This is a genomic window from Thermostichus sp. MS-CIW-37 (assembly GCF_054060065.1).
This window is the reverse complement of sequence record NZ_JBSSCV010000035.1, coordinates 1-24,558: the sequence shown is the minus strand read 5'-3', so window position 1 is coordinate 24,558 and position 24,558 is coordinate 1. Positions and strand designations below refer to the sequence as shown.

The 24,558-nt window shown below is 58.6% G+C and carries 17 protein-coding genes and 1 pseudogene; 11 read left to right on the top strand and 7 right to left on the bottom strand.

Annotation, left to right across the window (positions count from 1 at the left end; all coding sequences use genetic code 11):
* Window positions 1–258: 258 nt before the first annotated feature.
* Genes ACVWYZ_RS12800 through radC form a run of 3 tightly spaced genes read left to right on the top strand, consistent with a single transcriptional unit; the run spans window position 259 to window position 3,800 of the window.
* Window positions 259–1,323, top strand: coding sequence for a CIA30 family protein (locus ACVWYZ_RS12800; RefSeq protein ID WP_457467270.1), 1,065 nt, complete (start codon window positions 259–261; stop codon window positions 1,321–1,323).
* Window positions 1,316–3,061, top strand: coding sequence for an ArnT family glycosyltransferase (locus tag ACVWYZ_RS12795; protein WP_457467269.1), 1,746 nt, complete (start codon window positions 1,316–1,318; stop codon window positions 3,059–3,061). The genes ACVWYZ_RS12800 and ACVWYZ_RS12795 overlap by 8 nt, the downstream gene beginning before the upstream one ends.
* A 7-nt stretch (window positions 3,062–3,068) precedes the next feature.
* Window positions 3,069–3,800 carry a RadC family protein gene (gene radC / locus ACVWYZ_RS12790; RefSeq protein ID WP_414408993.1) on the top strand — a complete coding sequence of 244 codons (732 nt, stop codon included), beginning with the start codon at window positions 3,069–3,071 and terminating at the stop codon, window positions 3,798–3,800.
* Between the two features lie 104 nt (window positions 3,801–3,904).
* On the opposite strand, the gene fmt is transcribed toward radC, so the two are convergent.
* The 3 genes from fmt to ACVWYZ_RS12775 all read right to left on the bottom strand — a co-directional run bounded on the left by fmt (window position 3,905) and on the right by ACVWYZ_RS12775 (window position 7,567).
* The gene (fmt, locus tag ACVWYZ_RS12785) at window positions 3,905–4,873 is read right to left on the bottom strand and encodes a methionyl-tRNA formyltransferase (RefSeq protein WP_457467268.1); all 969 of its coding nucleotides are present in this window, start codon (window positions 4,871–4,873) and stop codon (window positions 3,905–3,907) included.
* An 80-nt stretch (window positions 4,874–4,953) separates the two neighbouring features.
* Window positions 4,954–5,682, bottom strand: coding sequence for a hypothetical protein (locus tag ACVWYZ_RS12780; protein ID WP_457467267.1), 729 nt, complete (start codon window positions 5,680–5,682; stop codon window positions 4,954–4,956).
* A 160-nt stretch (window positions 5,683–5,842) separates the two neighbouring features.
* Complete coding sequence (locus ACVWYZ_RS12775; protein ID WP_457467266.1) at window positions 5,843–7,567, bottom strand: electron transfer flavoprotein; 1,725 nt, start codon at window positions 7,565–7,567, stop codon at window positions 5,843–5,845.
* A gap of 110 nt (window positions 7,568–7,677) precedes the next feature.
* Here ACVWYZ_RS12775 and ACVWYZ_RS12770 point away from each other — a divergent pair, with 110 nt between their 5' ends.
* The 3 genes from ACVWYZ_RS12770 (at window position 7,678) to ACVWYZ_RS12760 (ending at window position 10,971) form a co-directional block, all read left to right on the top strand.
* The gene (locus ACVWYZ_RS12770; protein ID WP_457467265.1) at window positions 7,678–8,811 is read left to right on the top strand and encodes an anhydro-N-acetylmuramic acid kinase; all 1,134 of its coding nucleotides are present in this window, start codon (window positions 7,678–7,680) and stop codon (window positions 8,809–8,811) included.
* 188 nt (window positions 8,812–8,999) lie between these two features.
* Window positions 9,000–10,448 (top strand): DUF2079 domain-containing protein, encoded by a 1,449-nt coding sequence (locus ACVWYZ_RS12765; protein WP_457467264.1) that lies wholly within the window; start codon window positions 9,000–9,002, stop codon window positions 10,446–10,448.
* A gap of 352 nt (window positions 10,449–10,800) precedes the next feature.
* A complete protein-coding gene (locus ACVWYZ_RS12760; RefSeq protein ID WP_457467263.1) occupies window positions 10,801–10,971 on the top strand; it encodes a hypothetical protein in 171 nt (56 codons plus the stop codon).
* Here ACVWYZ_RS12760 and ACVWYZ_RS12755 read toward each other — a convergent pair.
* Window positions 10,943–12,136, bottom strand: a complete 1,194-nt coding sequence (locus tag ACVWYZ_RS12755; RefSeq protein ID WP_457467262.1) for an RNA-guided endonuclease InsQ/TnpB family protein — start codon at window positions 12,134–12,136, stop codon at window positions 10,943–10,945. The genes ACVWYZ_RS12760 and ACVWYZ_RS12755 overlap by 29 nt on opposite strands.
* Window positions 12,137–12,216: 80 nt before the next feature.
* Here ACVWYZ_RS12755 and ACVWYZ_RS12750 point away from each other — a divergent pair, with 80 nt between their 5' ends.
* Complete coding sequence (locus ACVWYZ_RS12750) at window positions 12,217–14,097, top strand: PhoX family protein (protein WP_457467273.1); 1,881 nt, start codon at window positions 12,217–12,219, stop codon at window positions 14,095–14,097.
* Window positions 14,098–14,263: 166 nt separating this feature from the next.
* Here the strand turns inward: ACVWYZ_RS12750 and ilvD are convergent, their stop codons facing one another.
* Entirely contained in the window at window positions 14,264–15,961 is a 1,698-nt protein-coding gene (gene ilvD / locus ACVWYZ_RS12745; RefSeq protein ID WP_457467272.1) for a dihydroxy-acid dehydratase, read from the bottom strand.
* 372 nt (window positions 15,962–16,333) lie between these two features.
* Here ilvD and fbp point away from each other — a divergent pair, with 372 nt between their 5' ends.
* From fbp to ACVWYZ_RS12730, 3 genes are all read left to right on the top strand, one after another.
* Complete coding sequence (gene fbp, locus ACVWYZ_RS12740) at window positions 16,334–17,332, top strand: class 1 fructose-bisphosphatase (protein ID WP_457467271.1); 999 nt, start codon at window positions 16,334–16,336, stop codon at window positions 17,330–17,332.
* A gap of 44 nt (window positions 17,333–17,376) precedes the next feature.
* Complete coding sequence (gene zwf / locus ACVWYZ_RS12735) at window positions 17,377–18,930, top strand: glucose-6-phosphate dehydrogenase (RefSeq protein WP_457467261.1); 1,554 nt, start codon at window positions 17,377–17,379, stop codon at window positions 18,928–18,930.
* 96 nt (window positions 18,931–19,026) lie between these two features.
* The gene (locus ACVWYZ_RS12730) at window positions 19,027–19,938 is read left to right on the top strand and encodes a tetratricopeptide repeat protein (protein WP_457467260.1); all 912 of its coding nucleotides are present in this window, start codon (window positions 19,027–19,029) and stop codon (window positions 19,936–19,938) included.
* A gap of 2 nt (window positions 19,939–19,940) precedes the next feature.
* Here the strand turns inward: ACVWYZ_RS12730 and dxs are convergent, their stop codons facing one another.
* Complete coding sequence (gene dxs, locus ACVWYZ_RS12725; RefSeq protein WP_457393338.1) at window positions 19,941–21,887, bottom strand: 1-deoxy-D-xylulose-5-phosphate synthase; 1,947 nt, start codon at window positions 21,885–21,887, stop codon at window positions 19,941–19,943.
* Window positions 21,888–21,985: 98 nt separating this feature from the next.
* A pseudogene (locus ACVWYZ_RS12720) lies at window positions 21,986–23,244 on the bottom strand (RNA-guided endonuclease InsQ/TnpB family protein).
* 194 nt (window positions 23,245–23,438) lie between these two features.
* Here ACVWYZ_RS12720 and cysK point away from each other — a divergent pair.
* Window positions 23,439–24,395 (top strand): cysteine synthase A, encoded by a 957-nt coding sequence (gene cysK / locus ACVWYZ_RS12715; protein ID WP_457467259.1) that lies wholly within the window; start codon window positions 23,439–23,441, stop codon window positions 24,393–24,395.
* The last annotated feature ends 163 nt before the right edge of the window (window positions 24,396–24,558 follow it).

Sequence of the window (24,558 nt, the reverse complement as noted above, 5' to 3'; positions counted from 1 at the left end):
TGTTTTGGTTACCCAGTTCAACGCCTGGAGGAAAGCATCCAAGGTCGCATCCAATTTTGCGGCTTGCGACTCAGACACCTTGAGCTTGCAGGAAACGGTCAGGACTTGGGTCATGGCCTTGTTATTATTATTGTATTGTATTGTATTGTATTGTATTGATATTGATTATTGTATTTTCCTCGGATTCTTCCCGGCCCTCGACCTGCGGGCAGAAGGCGGGGCTCCTGCGGCTTCTAGCTGAAGAGACGAGGTAGACTCATGCCTTGGGATCTGGGGCGGTTCTGGAACACACTCACCTACTATGAGGCCCTGCCTTTGGCGGAGGTGTGGCGTTGGGTTCAGAATGGGTTCCAGGCCGTGGAGGATGATTGTGTGCCACCTTCTCTTGCCGAGTCGGCTCCTATCCAGGTGGGGGTAGTGGGGGAAGGTTTGCCTGACGGGTTGGCGGAGGCGCTGCGGCAGCAGGGCGTGGAGGTGAGCCAGACACCAGATTGGGCGACGGCAACGGTGATCCTGGGTTTGGAGGATCCGCCAACAGCCAAGGCTTATCTGGAGCAATTGCGCAGCAGTGGGCAAACGGAGCGAATGCTGTTCGACTTTCGCCGGCCCAACCCAGATCTGAACCGGTTTTGGGGCATTTTGGACGATGTGGTCATGGGAGGGGTGAGCCAAAGCCAGTTGCAGTGGGGGGAGGGGCAGCTTCTGTTTACAGGGCAAGTTTCCACGGCCAACTTTGGGGGGTTTGTTTCCACGCGCACCCGCAATTGGCAGCCGCCGCTGGACTTATCGGAGTTTGCCGGTCTGGAGCTGCGCCTGCGAGGGGATGGGCAGCGGTATAAGGTCTTACTGCGGGATCAAGGCGGCTGGGACAGCCCCGCCTACGGCTATGCGTTCGACACTGCGCCGGGAGAAGAGCAGACCGTTCAGATCCCCTTTGCGGAGATGGTTGCCACGTTCCGCGCCCGCCTTGTGCCTTCGGCTCCTGCGCTCAATACTCGCCAGATCTGCTCTCTGCAGGTGATGTTGAGCAAGTTTGAGGCGGATGGCCGCTTGAACCCCCGTTTCCGACCGGGGCCTTTTCAACTGGGCTTGCGCTGGATTGGGCTGTATCGTCGGGAGCCTCTGCCGCAATTGATCGGGGTGGCGCGGGGATCCCTTGCCCCGGAGTGGATAGCTGCCCTGCAGGGTAGCTCCAGCCGTTGGTGTGGGGTGGAAATTCCGGCGGAGATGGAGGGATCCGCTCTGGCAGCCCAGTTGCTGCGGCTGATGCGGTCGCCTCAAAATGTGGGCCGGGTGGAACGATGGGCGGCCTTCCATGCTTAGGTTCCCGGCCTGCTTGCCTTTCAAAGGATCCCTGGGATGGGCCTTGGGGATGGGTTTTTTGGCCGGGCTATGGCTCCTATGGGGGCAGGGGATCCCCTATCTGTTCGACTGGGATGAGCTGATCTACGCCAGCTCGGCGCGGCAGATGCTGGCCAGCGGGGATCCGCTCTCGTTGGCGATCAACGGGGAGCCCTTTTTTGAAAAGCCGCCCCTGTTTTTTTGGCTGCAGGCCCTGTCCATGGCTGTTTTGGGGATGAACGAAGGGGCAGCGCGCTTGCCCAATGCTTTTGCTGGCGGGATCACGGTGGCGCTGCTGGTGGGGTGGGGATCCTGTCTGGGCGGGATGGGGTTCGGCTGCCTATGGGGGATCTTGCTGCTGACAGGCTACCTGCCCTTGTTTTTTTACAAAACCGGCCTCATCGACCCGCTGTTGAATCTGGGGATGGGGGTGGGTCTGGGATCCCTTTGGGCCGCCGAGGAGGCCTGGCGGGCCGGGTACTCTGGACGCAGGTGGAGAGCGGTGGGGGCGCTGGCCCTGGGCTTGGCAGTGTTGGCCAAAGGGCCGGTGGGGCTGGTGTTGCCCCTGGCTATCTGGATCCTCTACAAGCTCTGGCAACGGGATCCTCCCCTTCGATGGGGGGAGAGCCTGGTTTTCCTCAGCCTAGCTGTGGCTGTTCCCCTCACTTGGCTGGCGCTGGAAGGGGTGCAACGGGGGCCAGAATGGGTGGAAGAGTTTGGGCGCTACCAATGGCGCATCCTCACCAGCTCAGATGGGCATCCCGGCCCGGTTTATTTTCATCTGTTGGCCTTTGCCTTGGGGTGCTTTCCCTGGGGTTCTTTGGCTTTGGCCGAGATCCTGCAGCCCATCCCCAGGAGCGTGGGCTCGGTGGATTTGACTCGGCGGGCAGAATCTCTGCTGTTGGTGGCTTTTGGGGTGGTGCTGGCCCTGTTTTCGCTGCTGGTGCAAACCAAGCTGGTTCACTACACCTCGCTGCTGTACCCCATTGGGGCCTACTTTGCTGCCCTGCGCTTGCAGCGCCTGGTTGCTGAGAAAAGAGGGCCCAGTTTTTGGGAAAGTGCCTGGATCCTGCTGAGCGGCTTGTTTTGGCTGGCCCTGTGGCTGTTGCTGCCCTGGCTGGGATCCCAGGACCCCGCTGGGCTAGTCCAAGCATGGGTCTTTGCCGGCATCCCTGACGACTTTTCCAGCAGCTTGGTGCTGGGATACCTGCAGGCTGAGGTGGAGTGGCCGGTGTTGACCTACGTCCCCGCCGCGATCCTGCTGCTGGGAATTCTCCTTTGGAGTCGAGGACGGCGGCGGGCTTGGGGCTGGACAGTTTTGCTCTTGGCCACGGGACTGAGCGCCCAACTGGCCTGGTGCTGGGTCTTCCCCCGCCTGCTGCAACACACCCAGGGAGGAGCCGTCCACTTTTTCCGGCAGTTTGCCACTTCCGAAAACAACGCCCAGCCGGCTCTCTCTGGAACGGTGGGCCTGTACGGCTTTCGCTCTTTTGTACCCTATTTTTATGGCCCGCTGCAGGTTCCCTACGCCGCCAGCCCAGAAAAGCTGGCCGACTGGCAAGCCCAGGGGCAGGCGCCCGACTACCTGGTTACCTGGGATCCCTTTGTAGCTGAACTTACAGCTCCCGAGGGCGAACAGGCAGCCATTCTGGGATCTTGGCGGGTCGTCGAGCGCCGCAGTCCCTTTTGGCTGTTGAAAAAAACCTCTTCTCCTCCCTAGGCCCCAGATGAGCCAGTACGTGCTGCGCATCAGCGATATTCCTGCCCAAGATCGTCCCCGCGAGCGGCTGCTCAGCCAAGGGGCAAGGCACCTCTCCCACGCCGAGCTGCTGGCCATCTTGCTCAACACTGGCCAGGGGCCAGGCAAGCTCTCGGCAGTCGGCCTCGCCCAGTTGCTCCTGAAAAAATTGGAAGCCCAAGGGGATCCCTTGGCCCAACTGCGCCAGGTGGAGGCAGGGGAGCTGCTGCAAATTGAAGGCATTGGCCCGGCCAAGGCAGCAACGGTGTTGGCCGCCATCGAGCTGGGGCGACGGGTGTTTTTGGGTCGCCCGCCAGAACGCACGGTGATCGAGTCGCCGGAACAGGCAGCCATGGCCCTGAGCGGCGACCTGATGTGGGAGACCCAGGAGCATTTTGCCGTTTTGCACCTAGATATCAAGCACCGCCTCATTGGCCAGCAGATCGTAACCCGGGGGACAGCCACCGAAACCCTCACCCATCCGCGGGAAACCTTCCGCAGCGCCATCAAGCAAGGAGCCAGCCGCATCCTGGTGGCCCACAACCACCCTTCCGGCAGCTTGGATCCCAGCCCAGAAGACCTTGCCCTCACCCGGCAACTCTTGCAAGCGGGGCAACTGCTACAGATCCCGGTCTTGGATCACCTTATCCTCGGCGGCGGACAGTTCCTCAGCTTGCGCCAGCGCACCAACCTTTGGCAGGAGTTTCCCCAGCCGGAGTAGTCTTCACCCCCAGCCTTTCTCCCAGAGAGAGAGAGTAGAATCAAGGCAACGGACAGGTTCGCCGTCTTTGGGTTGGCCGCGCCCAAGGGATCCCTGTATGGCTCTCAAGCATCCGGGAGTGGCTCAAAACGCATCCCCACCTTGAGCTGGCTGCCATTGACCAAGTCCCAAGCCGATTGTTCTTTTCTGCCGGGCAGTTGCGCCCGTCGAATCAACAGGGATCCCTCTCCTGTGGCTACGTAGATCCCTTCTCCTCTGGCCAACCCCACCACTTCTCCGGGACTGCCCTGGGGGATTTCAGGGGGTGGCGAGTGCAGTTGGGGAGAGGCGGAGCGGACAATCTTTATCCGCTGTCCCTCTATACCGGTGAAACAGTTGGGGGAAAAGGCGCGAATTTGATTGTGCAAAGCTTGAGCCGAGCGCTGCCAATCCAGATGAAAATCTGGCTTCTTCAACAGAGGAGCATAAGTAGCCCGGGATCCATCCTGAGGAATAGGGGTGAGTTCCCCTTTCTCCAATTTCAAGAGCGTTTCCACCAAGAGTTCTGCCCCCAGTTGAGCCAGTTGGGGTGCCAATTCTAGGCTGGTTTGCTCTGGCCCAATGGGTAGCTTGGTCTGGAGCAGGATGGCTCCTGTATCCATTCCCTCATCCATGAGCATCGTGGTTACGCCGGTCTCGGTTTCGCCGTTGGCAATAGCCCACTGGATGGGGGCAGCGCCACGATAGGCCGGCAACAGGGATCCATGCACATTCACACAGCCCAGCTTGGGCATCTGCAACACCGTCAGGGGCAAGATCTGGCCGTAGGCCACCACCACAAACACATCGGCAGCCAGCGCCTCCAGAGCCGCCAGCACTTGGGGATCCCGCCGCAGGCGGACAGGCTGCCACACAGGGATCCCGTGGGCCTGGGCGAGAACCTTGGTAGGGGGGGGAAGCACCTTTTGTCCCCGTCCCTGGGGCCGATCCGGCTGACAGACCAATCCCACCACTTCAAAGGGAGACTGCGGCTGCAACAGGATCTGCAGCGAAGGCAGGGCAAACTCTGGCGTGCCGAAAAAAACAACCCGCATGGCCAACCCCAACGAGCACTGTCCTTCAGAATACGCTCAGCCAGCGGCTGCAAACGCTCGGCTACTTACTATCTCCTCCGTCAACTGACACCCGGAGATTCAGTCTGGGAGGCAGGAGAAGGGGGTGGCGGCTTATCCAGCGGAGAGATTTCTCTCTCTGAGATGGGGGATCGCCCGGTCAAGGGCACTTGGGGGGACTGCCAAAAGGCGGGCTGTTTGAGATCGAACTCTTGGCTCCAGGCCGGGAAAAAGGAGCCCAGTTTTTGCCCGGAAAGCCGCAGCCGTTGCAAAAAAGTCCATTCCAGACGGGTCAAGGCTCGCCGCAGAAAATCCTTAGCCCAAGCCGGATCCGGAGCTTCTGCCGCCTGCAAGTTCACCTGCAAGAGGCCCAGCTTGGGATGGAAATGAACCCGTGCTTGGATCCCTTCCGGACGCAACAGGTAATTCAGTACCTGCTGGATGGCTACCCCATCCCCCCGCTGAGCGCGATACAGAGGGCTGTTGGGGTTGGGCTGGGGCTGATAGCGCCACTCGCGGTGCCATTCCGGGATCCCTTCATTGGCCAGAAAGCCAAACAGCTCCACCTGACGCTGCCTGTGGGTCAGCGCCATTTGCTCCAAGGCCGGCGAGAGGCTCCCCAGCAAAGCATCCGGCTCAGGCAAGGGATCCCCCTCTAGGCGCAGCAACAGGCGGTGGCCGGAAAGCCGCGCTTGTACCTGGAGATAACCCAACCCCAGGGATCCCAGGGCTTTTTGCAGATCGGCCAAGATAGCGGGCAGAGGAGCCTGGACATCCAAAGAATCGCTCACCGACAAAAGATCCTCAACAAGCCGTAACTCAACCTAGCCAATTTCCTAGGTTGCTTGGATCCCTGGGATCGCCGGCCAAGATGGCCAGATCCATTCACCTCAGTTGCTAGACCCCCAGGATCAGGCGAGCTGCAGCGAACTGAGTTAACCTCAGCAACGGCTACAGCCCATAGAAATCCGGCCCGGATCCTTCGTAGCTGGGGTTGACCCGCAAGTTTAAGTGGGGACAGATGATCTCGCAGGTGCGGCACTGGATGCAGTTTTCCAAAGACATGGCATGGGAGCGGATGCCATTTTGGTCGCGGATGTGGTGTACCTCTGCTGTGCAGTCGGCCACGCAGGGGGTGGGGCGATTCAGCTTGTCGTAGGTGGCGATACACCGGCGGCAGGTTTCGGCGTCGAACTCCAGGATGTGACGGTTACCCTCGGGGTAGCGGGGATCCGCGAAAAAAACCGCATCGGGCCGCGAGAAATAGCCCGGTCGAGAGGCCAATTCCTGGGGAGCCAAGGTTGTGGGGGCCACAAAATCCGCTTGAATGGCAGCGTGGGGGGCCACATAGCCTCGCGGGGGTGGCTCGCTGGGGCTGACCCGCCCGGTGAGCAGGGTGTAGGCGCGCAGAGTTTCTCGTCCGCGGCGAACGGGATCCTGTAAACCCCAGCGCAGGGATCCCAGCCAGGGATGGCCGGCATCGACGCTGCGGCACACCTGAGGCAAGTATTCTTCCAGCAAGCGGGAGTTCTCCAGAAAAGCCTCGCGGAAATAGCGACTGCGGTAGAGGTTTTGCCCCACCGCACTTTCCATCACCGCCCTTTGGTAGTCGGCCTGGATGCGCAGATCCCCTTTCAAGAAGCCATCGTGAATGAGGCCCGCCGCCAGATAGCCGGTTTCCATGGCATTATCCACCCCGGCCAAGCTGCCCACATCCAACACCCCCAGCGCATCCCCCAACAGCAGGGCTCCCTCAACGCCAAACCGGGTGGGCAGGCTGTGGTAGCCCCCTTCGGGAATCACGGCAGCCCCGTACTTGAGCAACTTGCCGCCGGCAATCAGGGACTGGATCCAGGGGTGAGCTTTGAACTCCTGCAGACGCTGCTGGGGGTTAAGGTTGGGGTTCTTGCTGTCTAGGCCGATGATCAGACCTAAGGCCAGGCGATTGTCTTTGAGGCCATAGACAAAGCCCCCGCTGAAGCTGCCATCCAAAACCGGGTAGCCCAAGGTATGCCACACCTGCCCCTGCAGGGACTGGGGGATCTGCCACACCTCTTTGACCCCCACCGACCACAATTGCGGGTTGGGGCGCAGTTGAAACTTCTCGATGAGATCTTTGGAAATGAAGCCTTTGTCGCCAAAGCAGGTGAGTTCGGCAAAGATACAGTCTTCGTACACTTGGCCAGAATCGCTTGCCCGTACCCCGATCACCCGCTCCCCCTCGTAGAGGATTTCATGGGCGGCAAAGCCGGGGAACACATCGAGGGTAACATTTGGGATCCCTTTGGCTTTTTCCTGCAGGGTTTCGGCCAGCCAGCGGATCACGTGGCTGAGGGTGAGAATGAACTGCCCCTGCTTGCGAAATCCGGGTGGGATCACCGCTTCCGGCAGATCCCAGCGCTGTTGGGATCCCAGCACGCTCAGATGATTGGCTTCCACCCGCCCTTCATGGGGAAATCCTTGGCTTTCAAAATCGGGGAAGAGCTTGGCGATCACCTGGGGATTGCAGATGGCGCCACTGACGATGTGACCGCCGAATTGGCGGGCTTTTTCCAAAATGGCGACGGAGATTCTTAGCCCGGATAGCTTGGCCAAATCCAAAAGGCGATGGGCCAAGATCAAGTTGGAGGAACTCCCCCCCACCAACAGAAGGTCGTAGCGGATGGCTTCACTCATCCTCTCCACGCGGTAGCTCCGGATACCCTGCCTGTATCTTAAAAAGGGGAGGGGAGAAAGAGGGCAAAACTTTAGACCTTCTCAAGCCTCTGGTGCGAGCCCCCAGCAAGATGATCGTCGTCGGCCTAATGTCGGGCACCTCTGTAGACGGGATCGATGTAGCCATCGTCCGCATCGAGGGCGACGATTCCCTACAGTGGGAGTTGATACATTTCCAAACAATCCCCTATTCCCGGACGCTGCGGGCGGAGATTTTGCGGGCTGCGGATCCCAAAACCGGCACGGTAGATCACATCTGCACCTTGAACTTTCGCTTGGGTCGAGCTTTTGCGGCAGCGGCCTTGCAAGGGATCCAGGCGGCCCATCTCACCCCCCAACAGATCGATCTCATCGGCAGCCATGGTCAAACCCTTTGGCATAACCCCGGTGGGCCAGAAGCTTCGACTTTGCAAATCGGTGAAGCTGCGGTGATTGCCGAGCTGACCGGGATCCCGGTGGTGAGCAATTTTCGGGCGCGGGACATGGCGGCAGGAGGTCAAGGCGCACCTTTGGTAGCTTTTGTGGACTGGCTGCTGTTGAGGCATCCCCACCTTCATCGTGTGGCCCAGAACATCGGCGGCATTGCCAACCTTACCTATCTCCCCAGCCTCTACAGTGGGGGATCCCCCTTGGCCTTCGACACTGGCCCCGGCAACATTTTGATCGATCTGGCAGTGATGCGGGCCAGCCAAGGACAACAAGCCTTTGATCGCGATGGAAAATGGGCTGCCCAAGGCCAAGTCCACTGGGAAAAAGTTGCAGAATGGATGCGGGATCCCTATTTTCAAAAGGCACCGCCCAAAACCACTGGTCGGGAGTATTTTGGATCCCTTTATTTGGAGCAAATTTGGACCCAATTTATATCTGCTCACGACTGTATTGCCACCCTCACAGGGTTTACGGCCTGCTCCATTGCCCAAGCCTATAGGGACTTTTTGCCCGCGACCCCAGATCAAGTTATTCTCAGCGGTGGCGGCACCCAAAACCCTGTTCTCATGCAACTGCTGCAGGAGCAACTGCCGACCACAACCCTGTTGACTTCCGACCAAGTGGGGATCCCTTCTAAGGCCAAAGAGGCCCTTGCCTTTGCGGTATTGGCCTATAAAACCTGGCAAGGTAAGACCAACAATTTACCGGAAGCAACTGGGGCAAGACATGCTGCCATCTTGGGCCAAATCACACCCTCTTGTCGTAACCAGTCCTAACTCATCTGTATCGTTATCTCCAACAAGCTTGAGCCATTCCTCATACTCCCGAGGAAAGAGAAATGTCCGGAATTGCGGCGGAGCCTCTGCCGAATCCAGATCTCGCTAGGATCTAGGATGTCACGCAAGGCTGAGAAAAGCGATAAAGTTACCTTGCCAAGATCTATAAATCAAAAGCCCTAGTTCTTATGAAGGATCGTCCTCTGCCTCCACTTCTGCTGGCAATCATGATTTTTAATTTCCTCATTCTCTTTGGCTGTAGTGTTGTCCGGCATCACCTGTTTCAGTCTGGAGGATATGATCTTGGCATCTTCGACCAATCCATCTATCTAATCAGTCGGGGAGAGGTTCCGTTTTCGACCATTCGAGGGATCCACATCTTGGGAGACCACGCAGCCTTTATTCTCTATCCCATCAGCTTTTTGTACCGCATTGTCCCCTCGGTCTATTGGCTATTTGGACTCCAATCTCTGGCGTTAACGTTGGGGGCATCGGCCATTTATCACCTTGCACTTCAGGCCAAGGTCGATCCCGGCCAAGCAATGGTGATTGCCGGGGCCTATCTTCTCTATCCGGCCATTTTTAACGCCAACCTTTTTGATTTTCATCCAGAGGTTTTGGCCGTTCCCCTTTTCTTGGCGGCTGTGCTCTGCATTCGCTCTGGAAAATTGTGGGGGTTCCTTCTCTGTTTGAGCGGCATCCTCGGCTGTAAAGCAGTGTTGTCTCTCAATGTTGTCGCCCTGGGAGCCTGGCTGTTGCTTTGGGAAAGAGGACGAATTCAAGAACGCTGGCAATGGCGCTGCCAAGTGGGCGGCTGGACGGCAATTGCAGCAGGATCAGCTTGGTTTGGGATAGCCACTTTTGGGGTCATTCCTCACTTCAGCGGCAGCGAGCCGGCAGCCGTTTCTCATTACGACTATCTAGGGAATTCTGTTGCGGAAATTGTTCAAGGTTTAATCTTGAGACCGATGCTGGTTTTGAGCAAAGTCTTCTCTCTGGACACCCTGTTTTATGGATTTTTATTGGTTGCGCCTTTGGCTTGGGGCCTCTCTTGGGGACACTGGGATCCCTGGATCCCTGCCCTGCCTACCCTGGGTTTGAATATACTCTCCAGCAACCCCGCCTATCGAGATCTGGTGCATCAGTACGCTTTGCCTATCGTTCCTTTCTTGTTCTTAGCTGTCATCGAGAATGTGAAAAATCACCTCTTCCAGAGCCATTTTATAAAAGATGGAAAACTGCCCCTGATCTGGTCTTCGCTGGCCTTTTTGGCCTTGGGGAAATACACCTTTTTCGGCTCGATTTATCTCAGCTCCCTGGACACTTGGCAGGCAACCCGACAGGCTCTTGCCCAGATCACCACCCAAGGGGGCGTTCTCACCACCCATGAGATCAGCCCTCACCTCACCCATCGACTTGTAATCTACTTTACAGATGAGAGACGCTTCAATGGATCCCCGCCCTCTCAGTGGGATCCCTTTGATTATGTGTTGCTCAACACCCGTCATCCGGGGTGGCGCAGCAGTCCAGAGTTTTCCCGTGTCCTGATTGAAGCTTTACAGAAGGAAACTCAATTCCAGCTTCTGTACCACCAAGATGGGGTGTATTTGTTCTCTAGGTTACGAAAAGAATCCTAAGAATCGCTATTCAAGGACTGCAGGCCACTTCTTCATTCGCAGTTGATTCAGCAATTGATTCACTTGACATCAGGCAAGTCCTCTTCCCATCGTAACAAACGGTTAAGAAACTGCCGCCTCAATCTAAAGAAACTGTTTAGACCTGCAAGGCTTAACCTAGCCTTGGTCTCCTCTTAACGCTGGGTCACCAACTTTGTAGTGCCTAATTCTGATGCGCAGATAGACTAGCGCAGGGAGTGGGTGCTTTTTATAAGACTCGTCAAGTTTCTAAACAAAACTTGTCAAGACAAGAGGAGAAGTCAACGTGAGTATCCATTCGCATGGCCCTAAGCTTCGTCCTGGGGACGAGCCTATGTGTAACCACTCTCCCAACCCCACCTTCAGCAGCATCCTGGAGAGCCGTTTGCAGCGGTGTCAAGTGTTGCAGGGGGGAATTGCTGCAGCGGTGGCCACCTTTTTTGGCTTGCCTGCGGTAAACTACCCGGCTCCGACCGCTAAGCGGTACGGAGCGGGCTTTCAGTAGCCCTGAGCCTGTTCTGCTCTACCAGAGAACAAAACAAGCCCGGACCTCTAGGCTGGTTTACGGCAGCCCCCAAGAGCGCAATCACATTCGCACCATTCAAATCCGCATCCCCTTCCCATCCACAGTGCCCACACTTGAACGACTTGCCACTGCGATAGGATTGCGCAGGATCGGGATGGATATGCAAACACTTGTGGCAGGTCTGCGACGTGTAGGCGGGCGGCACAAGAATCAGAGAAACCCCTGCAACCCTCGCCTTGTACTCCAGAAACTGACGTAGTTGGTAGAACGCCCAACTGTTGGTCCTACGCCGCTCGGTTTTGCTGCGTGGCTGTTGATTGACCCTTTCCCGGATCCCTGTCAGGTCTTCCAGAGCAATAGCGCTGTTTGTGGCTTTTGCCCTGGAGACAATAGCTTTGGAGATGCGATGATTGACCCACACTTGAAAGCGTCTCTCCTTGCCAGACAGCCGTTGCAACAGTTCTCTGCATCTGCGCCGCGAACTGCGTGTGCCCTTACTGGCTTTGCGTTGGAGTGCCGCCCTCAACCGGGAGTAGTGGTCTCGGATTCGGTTCAACTGCTGTCCATTCCAGTTGTCCCCCTCTGACGTATGGGCAATATCTGTCCTTCCAAAGTCCACCCCGATCACCTTGTCGGTATCTTGTTGCTTGGGTGGCTTTTTCTCTACGCAAATCTGGATGTAGTAGGAGCCATCTTTGCGCTTGATCAGCGTGGCAGCTTTTGGGTTGGAACCAGCCAGCATCCCACGCTGGTAGTTGCCAATGGCCAGTTCAAAGCGTTCTCTCCCTTCCACCGTGGTCAGCGACACCGTCCAGTCTTTTTGACGGAACGAAAAGATGCGAGCGTCGTAGGTAACAAAGCCGCTCTTAAACTCCTTGACGGGACGCTTTTTCTGCTTAGCCACTTTGCGGGAACCCGCTACCCGTCTGCACACCTGTTGAGCCAAGTTACTGGACAAGCCAAACCGGGCTCGAATCTCGTAGTAGCAAAGGGATTGCAGTTTGACCGCGTTAACGATCTTCTCCGGCGTGTTCTGGTTGACCCAGTTCAAGGCTTGGCCAAAAGCCTCCAAAGTCGCGTCCAATTTGGCGGCTTGCGACGGGGACACCTTGAGCTTGCAGGATATGGTCAGGACTTGGCTCATAAGTTCATTGTACTTCATCAAAGCGCATTCCTCCCGGCAGTGACCCTACGGGTACAGTGCGGGGCTCCTGCGATTTCTAGCTGAACAGTGCTTCCAAATCGGCAAAAGCCGCCAGTGGCAGTGCTTTGCTGGGCTTCAAGGCAATTCCTGTGAGCGCGGAAGACAAACTGGTGGTGCCCGAAGGCTACACTGCCCGACCGCTGCTGGCTTGGGGTACTCCCATCACCGGCACCTATCCACAGTTCAAGCTGGAAAACACCGGTGCCGAGCAGGGAATGCAGGTGGGCAGCCACCACGATGGCATGCACTTCTTCCCCATCGAAGGGAAGGATCCCTGGCAGGGCAGCTCCACCGAGGGTTTGCTGGTGTTTAACCACGAGTACGTTGAGCCTCGGTTTATGCATGCTGCGGCTGTGGGCCAGAAGCTGGATTCCGACCTGTATCCCACCAATCCTGACGGCACCCGCGATCCCGATCAGGTGCTGAAAGAGCTGAATGGCCACGGGGTGAGCATTGTCCACATCAAGCAGCAGGGAGACGGCAGTTGGGAAGTGGTGCGGGATCGCCTCAACCGCCGCATCACCGGTCTTACCCTCATGGAGATCCAAGGGCCAGTGCGGGGATCCGACTTCGTGAAAACCAAGTTCAGCCCTGAAGGCACAATGACCCGGGGTACTTTGAACAACTGCGCCCACGGCGTCACTCCCTGGAATACCTACCTCACCTGTGAGGAGAACTGGGCGGGCTACTTTAGCAACACCAGCGAAGGCCCCGACCAAAAGCCCAACCTGCCCCGGGAGCACAAGCGCTACGGCGTAAGCACCGAGACTTCCCGCTACGGCTGGGAGCTGGCCAGCAACAAGGCAGACGAGTTCATCCGCTTCAATGCCACCCCCACCGCTGCGGATGCCACCCAAGACTACCGCAATGAGCCCAACACTTTTGGCTGGGTGGTGGAGATCGATCCCTTTGATCCCAGCAGCACTCCCAAGAAGCGCACCGCTCTGGGCCGCTTCGCCCACGAAGGCGTGGTGTTTCAGCCGCCGGTGGAAGGCCAGCCGATTGTGGCCTATATGGGGGACGATGCCCGCTTTGAGTACATCTACAAGTACGTCTCTGCCGAGCCCTACCGCAAGGAAACGGCGGGTGGACATCTGTTGGACAATGGCACCTTGTATGTGGCCAAGTTCAACGAAGATGGCACAGGGGAGTGGCTGCCGCTGGTGTTTGGGAAAAACGGTCTAACCCCGGAAAACGGCTTCACCAGCCAAGCAGACGTGTTGGTGAATACCCGCACGGCGGCGGATTTTGTCGGTGCTACTAAAATGGACCGGCCTGAGTGGGGAGCGGTGGATCCGCAAACCCGCATGGTCTACTTCACCCTGACCAACAACAGCCGTCGGGAACAAGACCAGGTGAACGCTGCCAACCCCCGTCCCAAAAACAAGTGGGGTCACATCATCCGTTGGAAGGAAGCCAACGACCGGCCTCAAGCCACCCGTTTCGAGTGGGATCTCTTTGTCTTGGCCGGGCCGCCGGAAGATAGCCGCAAGCTATCGGGCCAGCCCCTCAATGAAGACAACATCTTCAACTCTCCCGATGGTCTGTGGTTCGATGCCAGCCGTCGCCTCTGGATCCAGACCGACACCAGCGACAGCAATCTCAACAAAGAGGAGTTTGCGCCTTTTGGCAACAACCAAATGTTGGCTGCCGATCCGGATACAGGGGAAATTCGCCGCTTCTTGACCGGGCCAATTGGGCAAGAGATCACCGGTGTGGTCACCACTCCCGATCAGCGCACCATGTTCATCAACGTGCAGCACCCAGGCGCCAGCACCAGCGAGGACGACTTTGCTGCCGGCAAGGTCGATTCCCGCTGGCCAGACTACGACCCCAATCTCTACCCCCGCTCGGCGGTGGTGGTGATCACCAAAAATGACGGCGGGATCATCGGTACCTAGTTGTCTCTGAGGCCGTCAGCCCATAAAACCCAGCGGCAGGGATCCTTCATCTCTGCCGCTTTCTTGCACTTAACCCAGCAAGGCTGATCCCTGCAGGGTCAGGAATCTGGAGCTATCTCTCAAGTACCAATTCTCCCTCTGGGAGACGAGCCGGGGGTGAGGGAAATTAATCCCACAGGTTTAAATCCGTCACTGCCCCCAGGCTGCTGCTGGAGACCAGCTTGGCGTACTTGGCTAGGGTGCCCCGTTTGTAGCGAGGCTCAGGAGGAGACCAGCGGGCGCGGCGGCGGGCCAGCTCTTCTTCGCTCACATGCAAGTGCAACTGGCGAGCCGGGGCATCAATGGTGATGAGATCCCCTTCTTCCACCAGGGCAATCGTGCCCCCCACATAGGCTTCGGGAGCCACATGGCCCACTACCATGCCGTAGGTGCCGCCGGAGAAGCGGCCATCGGTGATCAGGCCAACGCTATCCCCCAAGCCGGCGCCGATAATCGCCGAAGTGGGCGAGAGCATCTCCCGCATGCCGGGGCCACCTTTGGGGCCTTCGTAGCGGATCACCACCACATCCCCTGCTCGGATCTGGCCGGAGAGGATGGCCTGCAGGCAGGACTCCTCTGAATCGAAGACCCGCGCCGGCCCGGTAATTTTCGGGTTCTTGACGCCGGTAATCTTGGCTACTGCTCCTTCGGGAGCCAGATTCCCCTTGAGGATGGCCAGGTGCCCTTGGGGATACAGGGGGCTGTGCCAAGGACGGATCACCTCCTGATCCGGGCTAGGCTCGTCCGGCACATCCCGCAGGACTTCGACGATGGTCTGGCCGGAGATGGTGAGGCAGTCCCCGTGCAGCAGGCCGTGGTTGAGCAGCATTTTCATCACCTGGGGGATCCCGCCGGCCCGGTGCAGGTCGGTGGCCACAAACCGCCCTGAAGGCTTGAGATCGCAGAGGACAGGCACGCGAGCACGAATGGTCTCGAAATCCTCTAGGGTGAGGGGCACTTCTGCCGCATGGGCAATGGCCAGAAAGTGGAGCACGGCGTTGGTGGATCCCCCTACGGCCATGATCACCGAGATGGCATTTTCAATGCTTTTGCGGGTGATGATATCTCGCGGGCGGATGTTGGCTTTGATGGCCTCTGCCAAGACCTTGGCCGATTGGGCTGCACTTTCGGCTTTCTCTTCGTCTTCTGCAGCCATGGTGGAGGAGTAGGGCAGGCTCATCCCCATAGCCTCAAACGCGCTGGACATGGTGTTGGCCGTGTACATGCCGCCGCAGGATCCGGCACCGGGACAAGCATGGCGCTCCACCGCCAGCAGCTCTTCCTCGGAGATGCGCCCGGCACTGAACTCCCCCACCGCTTCAAAGGCGCTGACGATGGTGAGGTCGCGGCCATTGTAGTGACCCGGCTTGATGGTGCCGCCGTAGACGAAGATCGAGGGTACATTGAGGCGGGCCATGGCGATCATCGCCCCCGGCATGTTCTTGTCGCAGCCGCCAATGGCCAAGAGGCCATCCATGCTCTGGCCGTTGACCACCGTCTCGATGGAATCGGCAATCACTTCCCGCGACACCAGCGAGTATTTCATCCCCTCCGTGCCCATGGAAATGCCATCGCTGATGGTGATGGTGCCGAACACCTGGGGCATACAGCCCGCTGCCTTCAGAGCCGCCTCTGCCCGCTCCGCCAGAGTTTGGATCCCGATGTTGCAGGGGGTGATGGTGCTGTGGGCGTTGGCAATGCCGACAATGGGCTTGCCGAAGTCTTCGTCGCGAAAGCCTACGGCCCTGAGCATGGCGCGGTTGGGGGAGCGCTGTACTCCCTGGGTAACCACTTGGCTGCGCAGCGGGAAAGGGGAATTGGCCATCATTGCAAGAGGAAACCGGGACGAAGTAGGGAGAGGAGAAAAGGGGTAGAACTCATCCTACCGCGTTTCTTCGGGGGACATGAGCTTTCCCGGAAAGAGGGATCCAAACCAAATCTGAAGCAACTCTGTAAGTTGTCTGCACCTGCGCCAGGAATCGGCCAGCCTACTTAATAGAAGGGATCCCAGGTTCCAATCGCCCTGGCAAGACCGAGTCCTTGCACTCCGGGTCAAGACGCAGGGGTCGGGGATCCCTTGTATGGGTGTTTCCCCTTCGTGTTGGCGAAGCCTCGTATGGTTCTCAGCTCTCCTCTCCCCTCGCCTGCAGTGCCCAGCAGTGCCGACCGCGTTAGCGGGACGGAGTCCTCACGGGAGATGTTGCGGGATGTGCTCACCCTCTCCCGTCATGTTTTACAGCAGTTTGGCAGTTTTACGGCAGAGGCCCAAGACTTCAGCGCCCTGATGAACCGCATTGCCCTGGCCGGCAAGATGATCGCCCGGCGGCTGAGTCAGGCAGGACTGATCGAAGGGGCGCTGGGGGTTACCGGCAGCCTCAATGTCCAAGGGGAAGAACAGCAACAGATGGATGACTATGCCAACCGGGCCTTCATTCGCGCTTTGGAGCAAACGGGCCTGGTGTGTCGGCTGGTCTCGGAAGAGATGAAAACCCCGGCTCGCCTGCCGGAAAACTGCTCCCTCAGCCGCCTGGCCCTGATGATCGATCCCCTGGATGGATCCTCCAACATTGACGCCAACCTCAGCGTCGGCTCCATCTTCTCCGTCCTTCACCCTCTTGAGGATCGCCCGGAAGCGGACAACCAAGACCTGCTGCAACCGGGCCGTCGCCAACTGGCTGCGGGATATATTCTCTACGGCCCCAGCACCCAATTGGTCTATTCCGTCGGCAAGGGGGTACACGGTTTTACGTTGGATCCCAGCTTGGGGGAATTTATCCTCTCCCGCAGCGACATCCGCATTCCTGAACGCGGTTCCGTCTACAGCCTCAACGAGGGCTATTTCTGCCACTGGAGCGAAGGGATCCAAAACTTCGTTCGCTATGTCCACCGCCGCGATGGCTACGTCTCCCGTTACAGCGGCGCTTTGGTGGCGGATTTTCACCGCATTCTGCTCCAGGGCGGAGTTTATCTCTATCCCGGCACCCAGAAAAAACCGGAGGGCAAGCTGCGCCTGATGTACGAGGCCAACCCCCTGGCTTTTCTGGCCGAGCAGGCGGGCGGGGCAGCCACCACCGGCACCGAGGCCATCCTGGATATCGTTCCCCAATCCCTCCACCAACGGGTGCCCCTCATCATCGGCAGCCGTGAGAACGTGGAAGAAGTGCTGCGCTGCCTGGAAGGTTCTCTGACCCCCTAGCCACTCTTTTCCCCAACCCTATCCACCCAAGCTGAGCCGACTCTATGGTGACCCTGGCTGAAAACCCCCTCCGCGTTGGTCTCAACCAAGAGCGCACTCCGGATCCCTGTATTTTGGTGCAGTTTGGGGCTTCTGGGGATCTGGCGGCCCGCAAGCTGATCCCGGCCTACTATCGGCTGTTTGTGCAGCGACGGCTGCCGCCGGAGTTTACCTTGGTGGGGGTGGCCCGCCGCGATTGGACTCACGAGGTTTATCGGGAAAAAATGCGGGCTGCCGTGCAGGAGTTTGCCCCCCAGGACTTGGGGCCGGAGGCCCTATGGCAGGACTTCGCCAGCCGCCTGTTCTATTGCCGCCTGGATATCGGGGATCCAGAAGGCTATCTTCGCCTGAAGCAACTGCTCAGCCAGTTGGATGAGGAGCGGGGCACCCGTGGCCACCGGGTGTTCTATCTGGCGGTGGCGCCGGACTTTTATGCTCAGGCCATCCAACAGTTGGGGGCAGCCGGTATGGTGGCCGATCCGACCAAAACGCGGGTGGTGATCGAAAAGCCCTTTGGCCACGACCTCACCTCGGCCCAGGAACTCAACCGCCTTGTGCAGCGAATTTGCCAGGAAGAGCAGATCTACCGCATTGATCACTACTTGGGCAAAGAGACGGTGCAAAACCTGCTGGTCTTCCGCTTTGCCAACGCCATTTTCGAGCCTCTCTGGAACCGCAACTACATCGACCATGTGCAGATCACCGTGGCGGAGACGGTGGGGGTGGAGGATCGGGCCGGCTACTACGACACTGCCGGCGCCCTGCGAGACATGGTGCAAAACCACCTAATGCAGATCTATTGCCTGACGGCCATGGAGCCACCTGTCTCACTGCGCAGCGATGGGGTGCGCAACGAAAAGACCAAGGTGCTGCAGGCCACCCGCCTAGCGGATCCCCGCAATGTGGCAGCCGCAGCGGTGCGGGCGCAGTACGGCCCTGGCTGGATCGCCGGCAAGCCGGTGCTGGGCTATCGGCAGGAGCCTAACGTCAATCCCAACTCGCAAACCCCCACCTACGTAGCCCTGAAACTGGAATGTGACACCTGGCGGTGGAAGGGAGTTCCCTTTTACCTGCGCACCGGGAAACGCCTGCCCAAGAAGGTTTCGGAGGTGGCCATTCACTTTAAGCAGGTGCCCCTTTCCCTGTTCCAATCGGCGGCTCGGGAGGTGAGCCCCAATATCCTGGTGCTGCGTATCCAACCCAATGAGGGCATCTCGTTGCGCTTTGAGGCCAAGATGCCGGGGCCAGAGATCCGCACTCGCTCGGTGGACATGGATTTCCGCTATGGGACGGCTTTTGGAGCGAGTACACCGGATGCTTACGATCGCCTGCTCCTGGATTGTCTGCTGGGGGATCCAACGCTGTTCACCCGTGCCGACGAGGTCGAAGCGGCTTGGCGGGTGGTGACGCCGGTGTTATCGGCCTGGGAATCGGAGCCCGGCAGCGGCAATGGCGGCAGTGCTGCACCGCCTCTGTTCACCTATGAGGCCGGCACCTGGGGGCCGAAGGCTGCCGAAGATTTGCTCACCCAATCGGGGCGGCGGTGGCGACGCCTCTGATTTGGCCGATGGCAGTTGCAGAGGAGAACACTGAGAAGTAGGGATCCCCGGCTGTTGCAGCTAACATGGGCATGGCCTGTTTATCGCGTGGGTATCATGCCGCCACTGTTGTTTCGGTTATCCATCCGGCCCTGGCAAGCCTTGTCGGTGGGCCTGGCAGTTGTGTTGGGGATGGGAGGGTGGAGCTCTGCCCAGGCCCAGGTGTTGCTGCACATCCCTTTGCCCAATGGGGGCTTGATGCAGGCCCAAGCGCTGCAACTGGCCACCGACTCGCTGCGGTTAGCCCAGTTTGGCCAGACGGAAGAAGCGCTGCGCCGCCTGCAACTGGCCGTGTCCATGGTGCCCAACTCCTCAGAGCTACTCTACGTTTTGGGCAACGTACACCTAGAACTGGGGGACTTGGAGCAAGCCATTGCATCGTTGCAAAAGGCCCGCGCCCTATCTCCTCAAGATGGGGATGTCCTCTACTCGCTGGGATCGGCTTATTTGCGGCAGGGCAGCTACTTTGCCGCCGCTGAGACTCTGGAACGAGCGGTTGCCCTCCAACCGGATAACCCCAATGCCCGCTTCCAACTGGGCAATGCCTACCTCATGCTGGATCGGTGGGATGCGGCCCGGCAGGAATATGAGAAGACCTTGCAGTTGGATCCCGCCTACTGGCCGGCCATGAACAACATGGGCTTGGTGGACTATGAGCAGGGGGATCTGGACGCCGCCATCGATCGCTGGGAACGCACGATAGAGATGAACGACTCTGTGGCAGAGCCCTATTTGGCCCTGGCGACTGCCCTCTACATTCGGGGAGAAACCGAACGAGCTGAGGAACTGGGGGCAAAGGCCATGCGCTTGGATCCCAACTATGCCCGCCTGCAGGTGTTGCGGGAGAATCTGTGGCGGGAAAACCTGCTGCGGGATGTGCAGATCCTCCTGCGTACCAGACCTGTTGCAGAAGCTCTGCAGCAAGCCGCCATCGAGCAGTTCAACCGGCGGATGGGCCTTTCGGAATAGGCTCAGGAATTGACAGTGGGAACTTCCGCAGGGGATCCCTTGAGAACTCGTGCCTGAAACTTGGCCCGAATCCGCTCGGCAATCCCGGCGCTGTTCAAGCCCAGTTCTGCCAAGGATTCCTCGGGAGTGGCGTGCTCCACCCACACATCCGGCACCCCCAGGCGCAACAAAGGCACTGTCAGGTCGGCGTCGAGCAGGGCTTCGGCCACTGCCGAGCCAAACCCACCCATGAGGCAACCTTCTTCCACCGTCACCACCAAGCGGCTCTGTTCGGCCAAAGGCAGGATCAGCTCGGTATCCAAAGGCTTGGCGAAGCGGGCATTGACCACTGTGGCTGAGATACCGTGTTCTTTCAAGATCTCCGCCGCCTGCAGGCTGGGATGCACCATCGACCCATAGGCCAGGATCAACACCTCGCCACCGCTGCGCAGCACCTCGGCTTTGCCGATGGGCAGGGGTTCCCACCCCTCTTCTGCCAGAGGCACCCCTACACCCGATCCGCGCGGGTAACGCATGGCGATGGGGCCCTTGGTGTACTGGATCCCGGTCACCACCATGCGCTGTAGCTCCGCTTCATCTTTGGGAGCCATTAGCACCATTTCCGGAATGCAGCGCAGATAGGCGATGTCGTACATGCCTTGGTGGGTGGGGCCATCGGCTCCTACAACTCCCGCCCGATCCAAGCAAAAGAAGACCGGCAACTTTTGGATACAGACATCGTGGATGATCTGGTCGTAGGCCCGCTGCAAGAAGGTGGAATAAATGGCCACCACTGGCCGCATTCCCTCACAGGCCATGCCAGCCGCCAACGTTACAGCGTGCTGCTCGGCGATCCCCACATCCACAAACTGATCCGGCAGCTTTTCCTTGAGCTTATCCAGGCCAGTGCCCGTATCCATAGCGGCGGTGATGCCGATGATGCGGGGATCCCGCTCGGCCAGCTTGCAGAGGGCATGGCCAAAGACTTTGCTGTAGCTGGGGGGCTTAGGCTTGGTGGGCGGGTAGGGCTTGCCGGTGGCCAGGTCGAAGCGGGATTGGGCGTGATACCCCACCTGTTCAGCTTCGGCAGGCGGGTAGCCCTTGCCTTTGACGGTGGCCACATGCACCAGCACCGGCCCGGAGATGCCGTGGGCCAACTCAAAAGCATCCAACAATTCCGCCAGGTTATGCCCGTCCACCGGACCCACGTAGGTAAAGCCCAGCTCCTCAAAGATGATGCCTGCCTTGTTGTTTTGCACGGCGGTAACCAGCTTCACCGTTTCCTTGAGGCGGTCAATTTCCGGGCTGAGGCTGGATCCCAGCAGGGGGAGATTCTTCAGTTGCTCTTCCAGGCTATCGGCCAAAAACTGCACCGGCGGGCTGAGGCGCAGGCGGTTTAGATAGCGAGGGATCGCCCCCACATTGGGGGAAATGGACATGCCGTTGTCGTTGAGCACCACCATTAGGTTGGTCTTGGGCAGGTGCCCGGCGTGGTTGATGGCTTCATAGGCCATGCCTCCGGTCAGGGCACCATCCCCAATGATGGCCACCACCTTGAAGTTGTCTCCCCGCCGATCCCGAGCGATGGCCATGCCCAAAGCTGCCGAGATGCTGGTGGAAGCGTGCCCCGCCCCAAAGTGATCGAAGCGGCTCTCGCTGCGCTTCAGGTAGCCGGAAATCCCCCCCTTCTGGCGCAATGTGTGGAAATTGTGGTACCTGCCGGTGAGCATTTTGTGGGCATAAGCCTGGTGCCCCACATCCCAGATCACCTTGTCTCGATCCAGATCGAGGGTCTTGTAGAGGGCCAAGGTCAGCTCCACCACCCCCAGCCCTGGCCCCAGATGACAGCCGACCGGGGAATTGGCAGCCGTCTGCAGATGCTTGTCGCGAATCTGGCGGGCTAGGCTGCGCAACTGGCTCAGGTTCAGGTTTCGGAGCTGGTTGGGATGAGTGATGTCACTCAGGTGCATAATGGACTCGTCCTTCCGGTGTGATCTCACTCTAATTCATTTTCAGGAGGGGTTTTGTTGCCCTCCCTTTCAAAATTTCAAGGAATGCAGGGATCCCCTCAATGCTGGGCCAAGGGCAGTAAACTACCCGACCCTGACTGCTTCGCAGTACAGTGCGGGCTTTCAGTAGCCCTGAGCCTGTTATGCTCTCCCAGAGAACAAAACAAACTCGTTCGCGAAGCGAGCCGTAGGCTTAACCTCTGGGCTGGTTTACGGCAGCCCCCAAAAGCGCAATTACGTTTGCACCATTCCAGTCCGCATCCCCTTCCCATCCACAGTGCCCACACTTAAACTGCTTCCCACTGCGATAGGATTGCGCAGGGTCCGGATGGATGTGCAAACACTTGTGACAGGTCTGCGAGGTATAAGCAGGCGGAACAAGGATCAGAGAAACCCCTGCAACTCTCGCCTTGTATTCCAGAAACTGCCTCAGTTGGTAGAACGCCCAACTGTTGGCCCTGCGCCGCTCGGCTTTGCTGCGGGGTTGTTGGTTGATACGCTCCCGTATCCCTGTCAAGTCCTCTAAAGCAGTAGCGCTATTTGTGGCCTTTGCCCTAGAAACAATAGCTTTAGAGATGCGATGATTGACCCACGTTTGAAAGCGCCTCTCCTTGCCAGACAGCCGTTGCAACAGTTCTCTGCATCTGCGCCGGGAACTGCGGGTGCCCTTACTGGCTTTTTGCTGGAGTACCGCTCTCAGCTTGGAATAACGGTCTCGTATTTTGCTCAACTGCTGTCCATTCCAGTTGTCCCCCTCTGACGTATGGGCAATATCTGTCCTTCCCAAATCCACGCCTATTACCCGAGCTGTGTTCTGCCGCTCCGGTAACTTTGCTTCCACGCAAATCTGGATGGAGTAGGAACCGTCTTTGCGCTTGACCAGAGTGGCAGATTTGGGATTGGAGCCTGCCAACTGTTCTCTCTGGTAATGACCAATCGCCAGCTCAAAGCGCTCTCGACCCTCCACCGTGGTCAGCGACACCGTCCAGTCCTTTTCGCGAAACGAAAAGATACGGGCGTCATAGGTAGCGAAGCCTCCCTTGAACGCCTTGACCGGGCGGTTTTTCTGTAGGGCGACCTTACGGGCACCGGCCAGCCGTCTGCAGACCTGTACGGCCAAGTTACTGGACAAGCCGAACCGGGCACGGATTTGGTGGTAGCACAGAGATTGAAGTTTAACGGCGTTGACGACTTTCTCCGGTGTGTTTTGGTTGACCCAGTTCAAGGCGTGGCCGAAAGCCTCCAAGGTCGCATCCAACTTTGCGGCTTGCGACTGAGACACCTTGAGCTTGCAGGAAATGGTCAGGACTTGGGTCATGGTTATATCATCGTAACTCCGCATTCCTCCCGACCCTCGCCCTGTGGACAGAGGGCGGGGCTCCTGCGCTAGTAAGCTGAAAGGGGAGCGCCGGGGAGTTGATTTAAGGGTTAGCATCGCACAAGGCCCCCGAGTGCTCTGGACTTAAGGCCTACGGCCCGCTGTTGCAATTGGTTGCTTCCTTTTTGTTAGCCATGAAAATTGCCGCCAACATCACCCAGCTCATCGGTCGCACCCCGCTGGTGCGGTTGAATCGGATCCCTCAGTCGGAAGGGTGTCTGGCCGAGATTGTGGTGAAGTTGGAGAGCTTTAACCCCGCCGCCTCGGTGAAAGATCGCATTGCCGTCAGCATGATCGAGGCTGCCGAACAAGCTGGCTTGATCACCCCCGGCAAGACCATCTTGGTGGAGCCCACCTCTGGCAATACCGGCATTGGCTTGGCCATGGCCGCTGCTGCCAAGGGTTACCGGCTCATCATCGTCATGCCTGAGAGCATGAGCCTTGAGCGGCGACTGCTGTTGAAAGCCTACGGGGCAGAGGTTTATCTGGCCAGCAGTGCTGGAGGCATGGGGGAAGCCATCTGGAAGGCCGAAGAGATCGTCCGCCGCACTCCCAACGCTTATATGTTGGGCCAGTTCACCAATCCCGCCAACCCCCAGATTCATGCCAGAACCACCGGCCCGGAAATTTGGGAAGATACCGATGGTCAGGTGGACATCCTGGTGGCAGGGGTAGGCACCGGCGGCACCATCACGGGGGCGGGCGAGTTTTTGAAGGGGAAAAACCCGGCCATTCGACTGGTGGCCGTTGAACCCAAGGCCAGTGCTGTCTTGAGCGGTGGCCGGCCCGGCTTTCATCGCATTGAAGGGATCGGAGCGGGATTCGTGCCTGATGTGCTGCGGCGCGACCTGCTGGATGAGGTGATCCCAGTGGAAGATGAAGAGAGCATGGTCTACAGCCGGCGCCTGGCCAAAGAAGAAGGGATCCTCTCCGGCATTTCCACCGGGGCTGCCTTGGCGGGAGCCATCCAGGTGGGGCGGCGACCGGAAAACGCCGGCAAGCGGATTGTAATGATCCAGCCTAGTTTTGGGGAACGCTACCTGAGCACACCTCTTTTTCGCGACTTGGAGCGGGATTCCGATTCGAGATGACGATGATGCTGAGACTGCTGCCCTACAGGTCGCCCTGGCCCAGAGGGCGAGCTAGCATGGGTGAGAGTGACGTGGCGGAACGGCAGACGCGCTAGACTTAGGATCTAGTGCCGCAAGGCGTAAGGGTTCAAGTCCCTTCGTCCGCATGAGAATCCCCTACTTC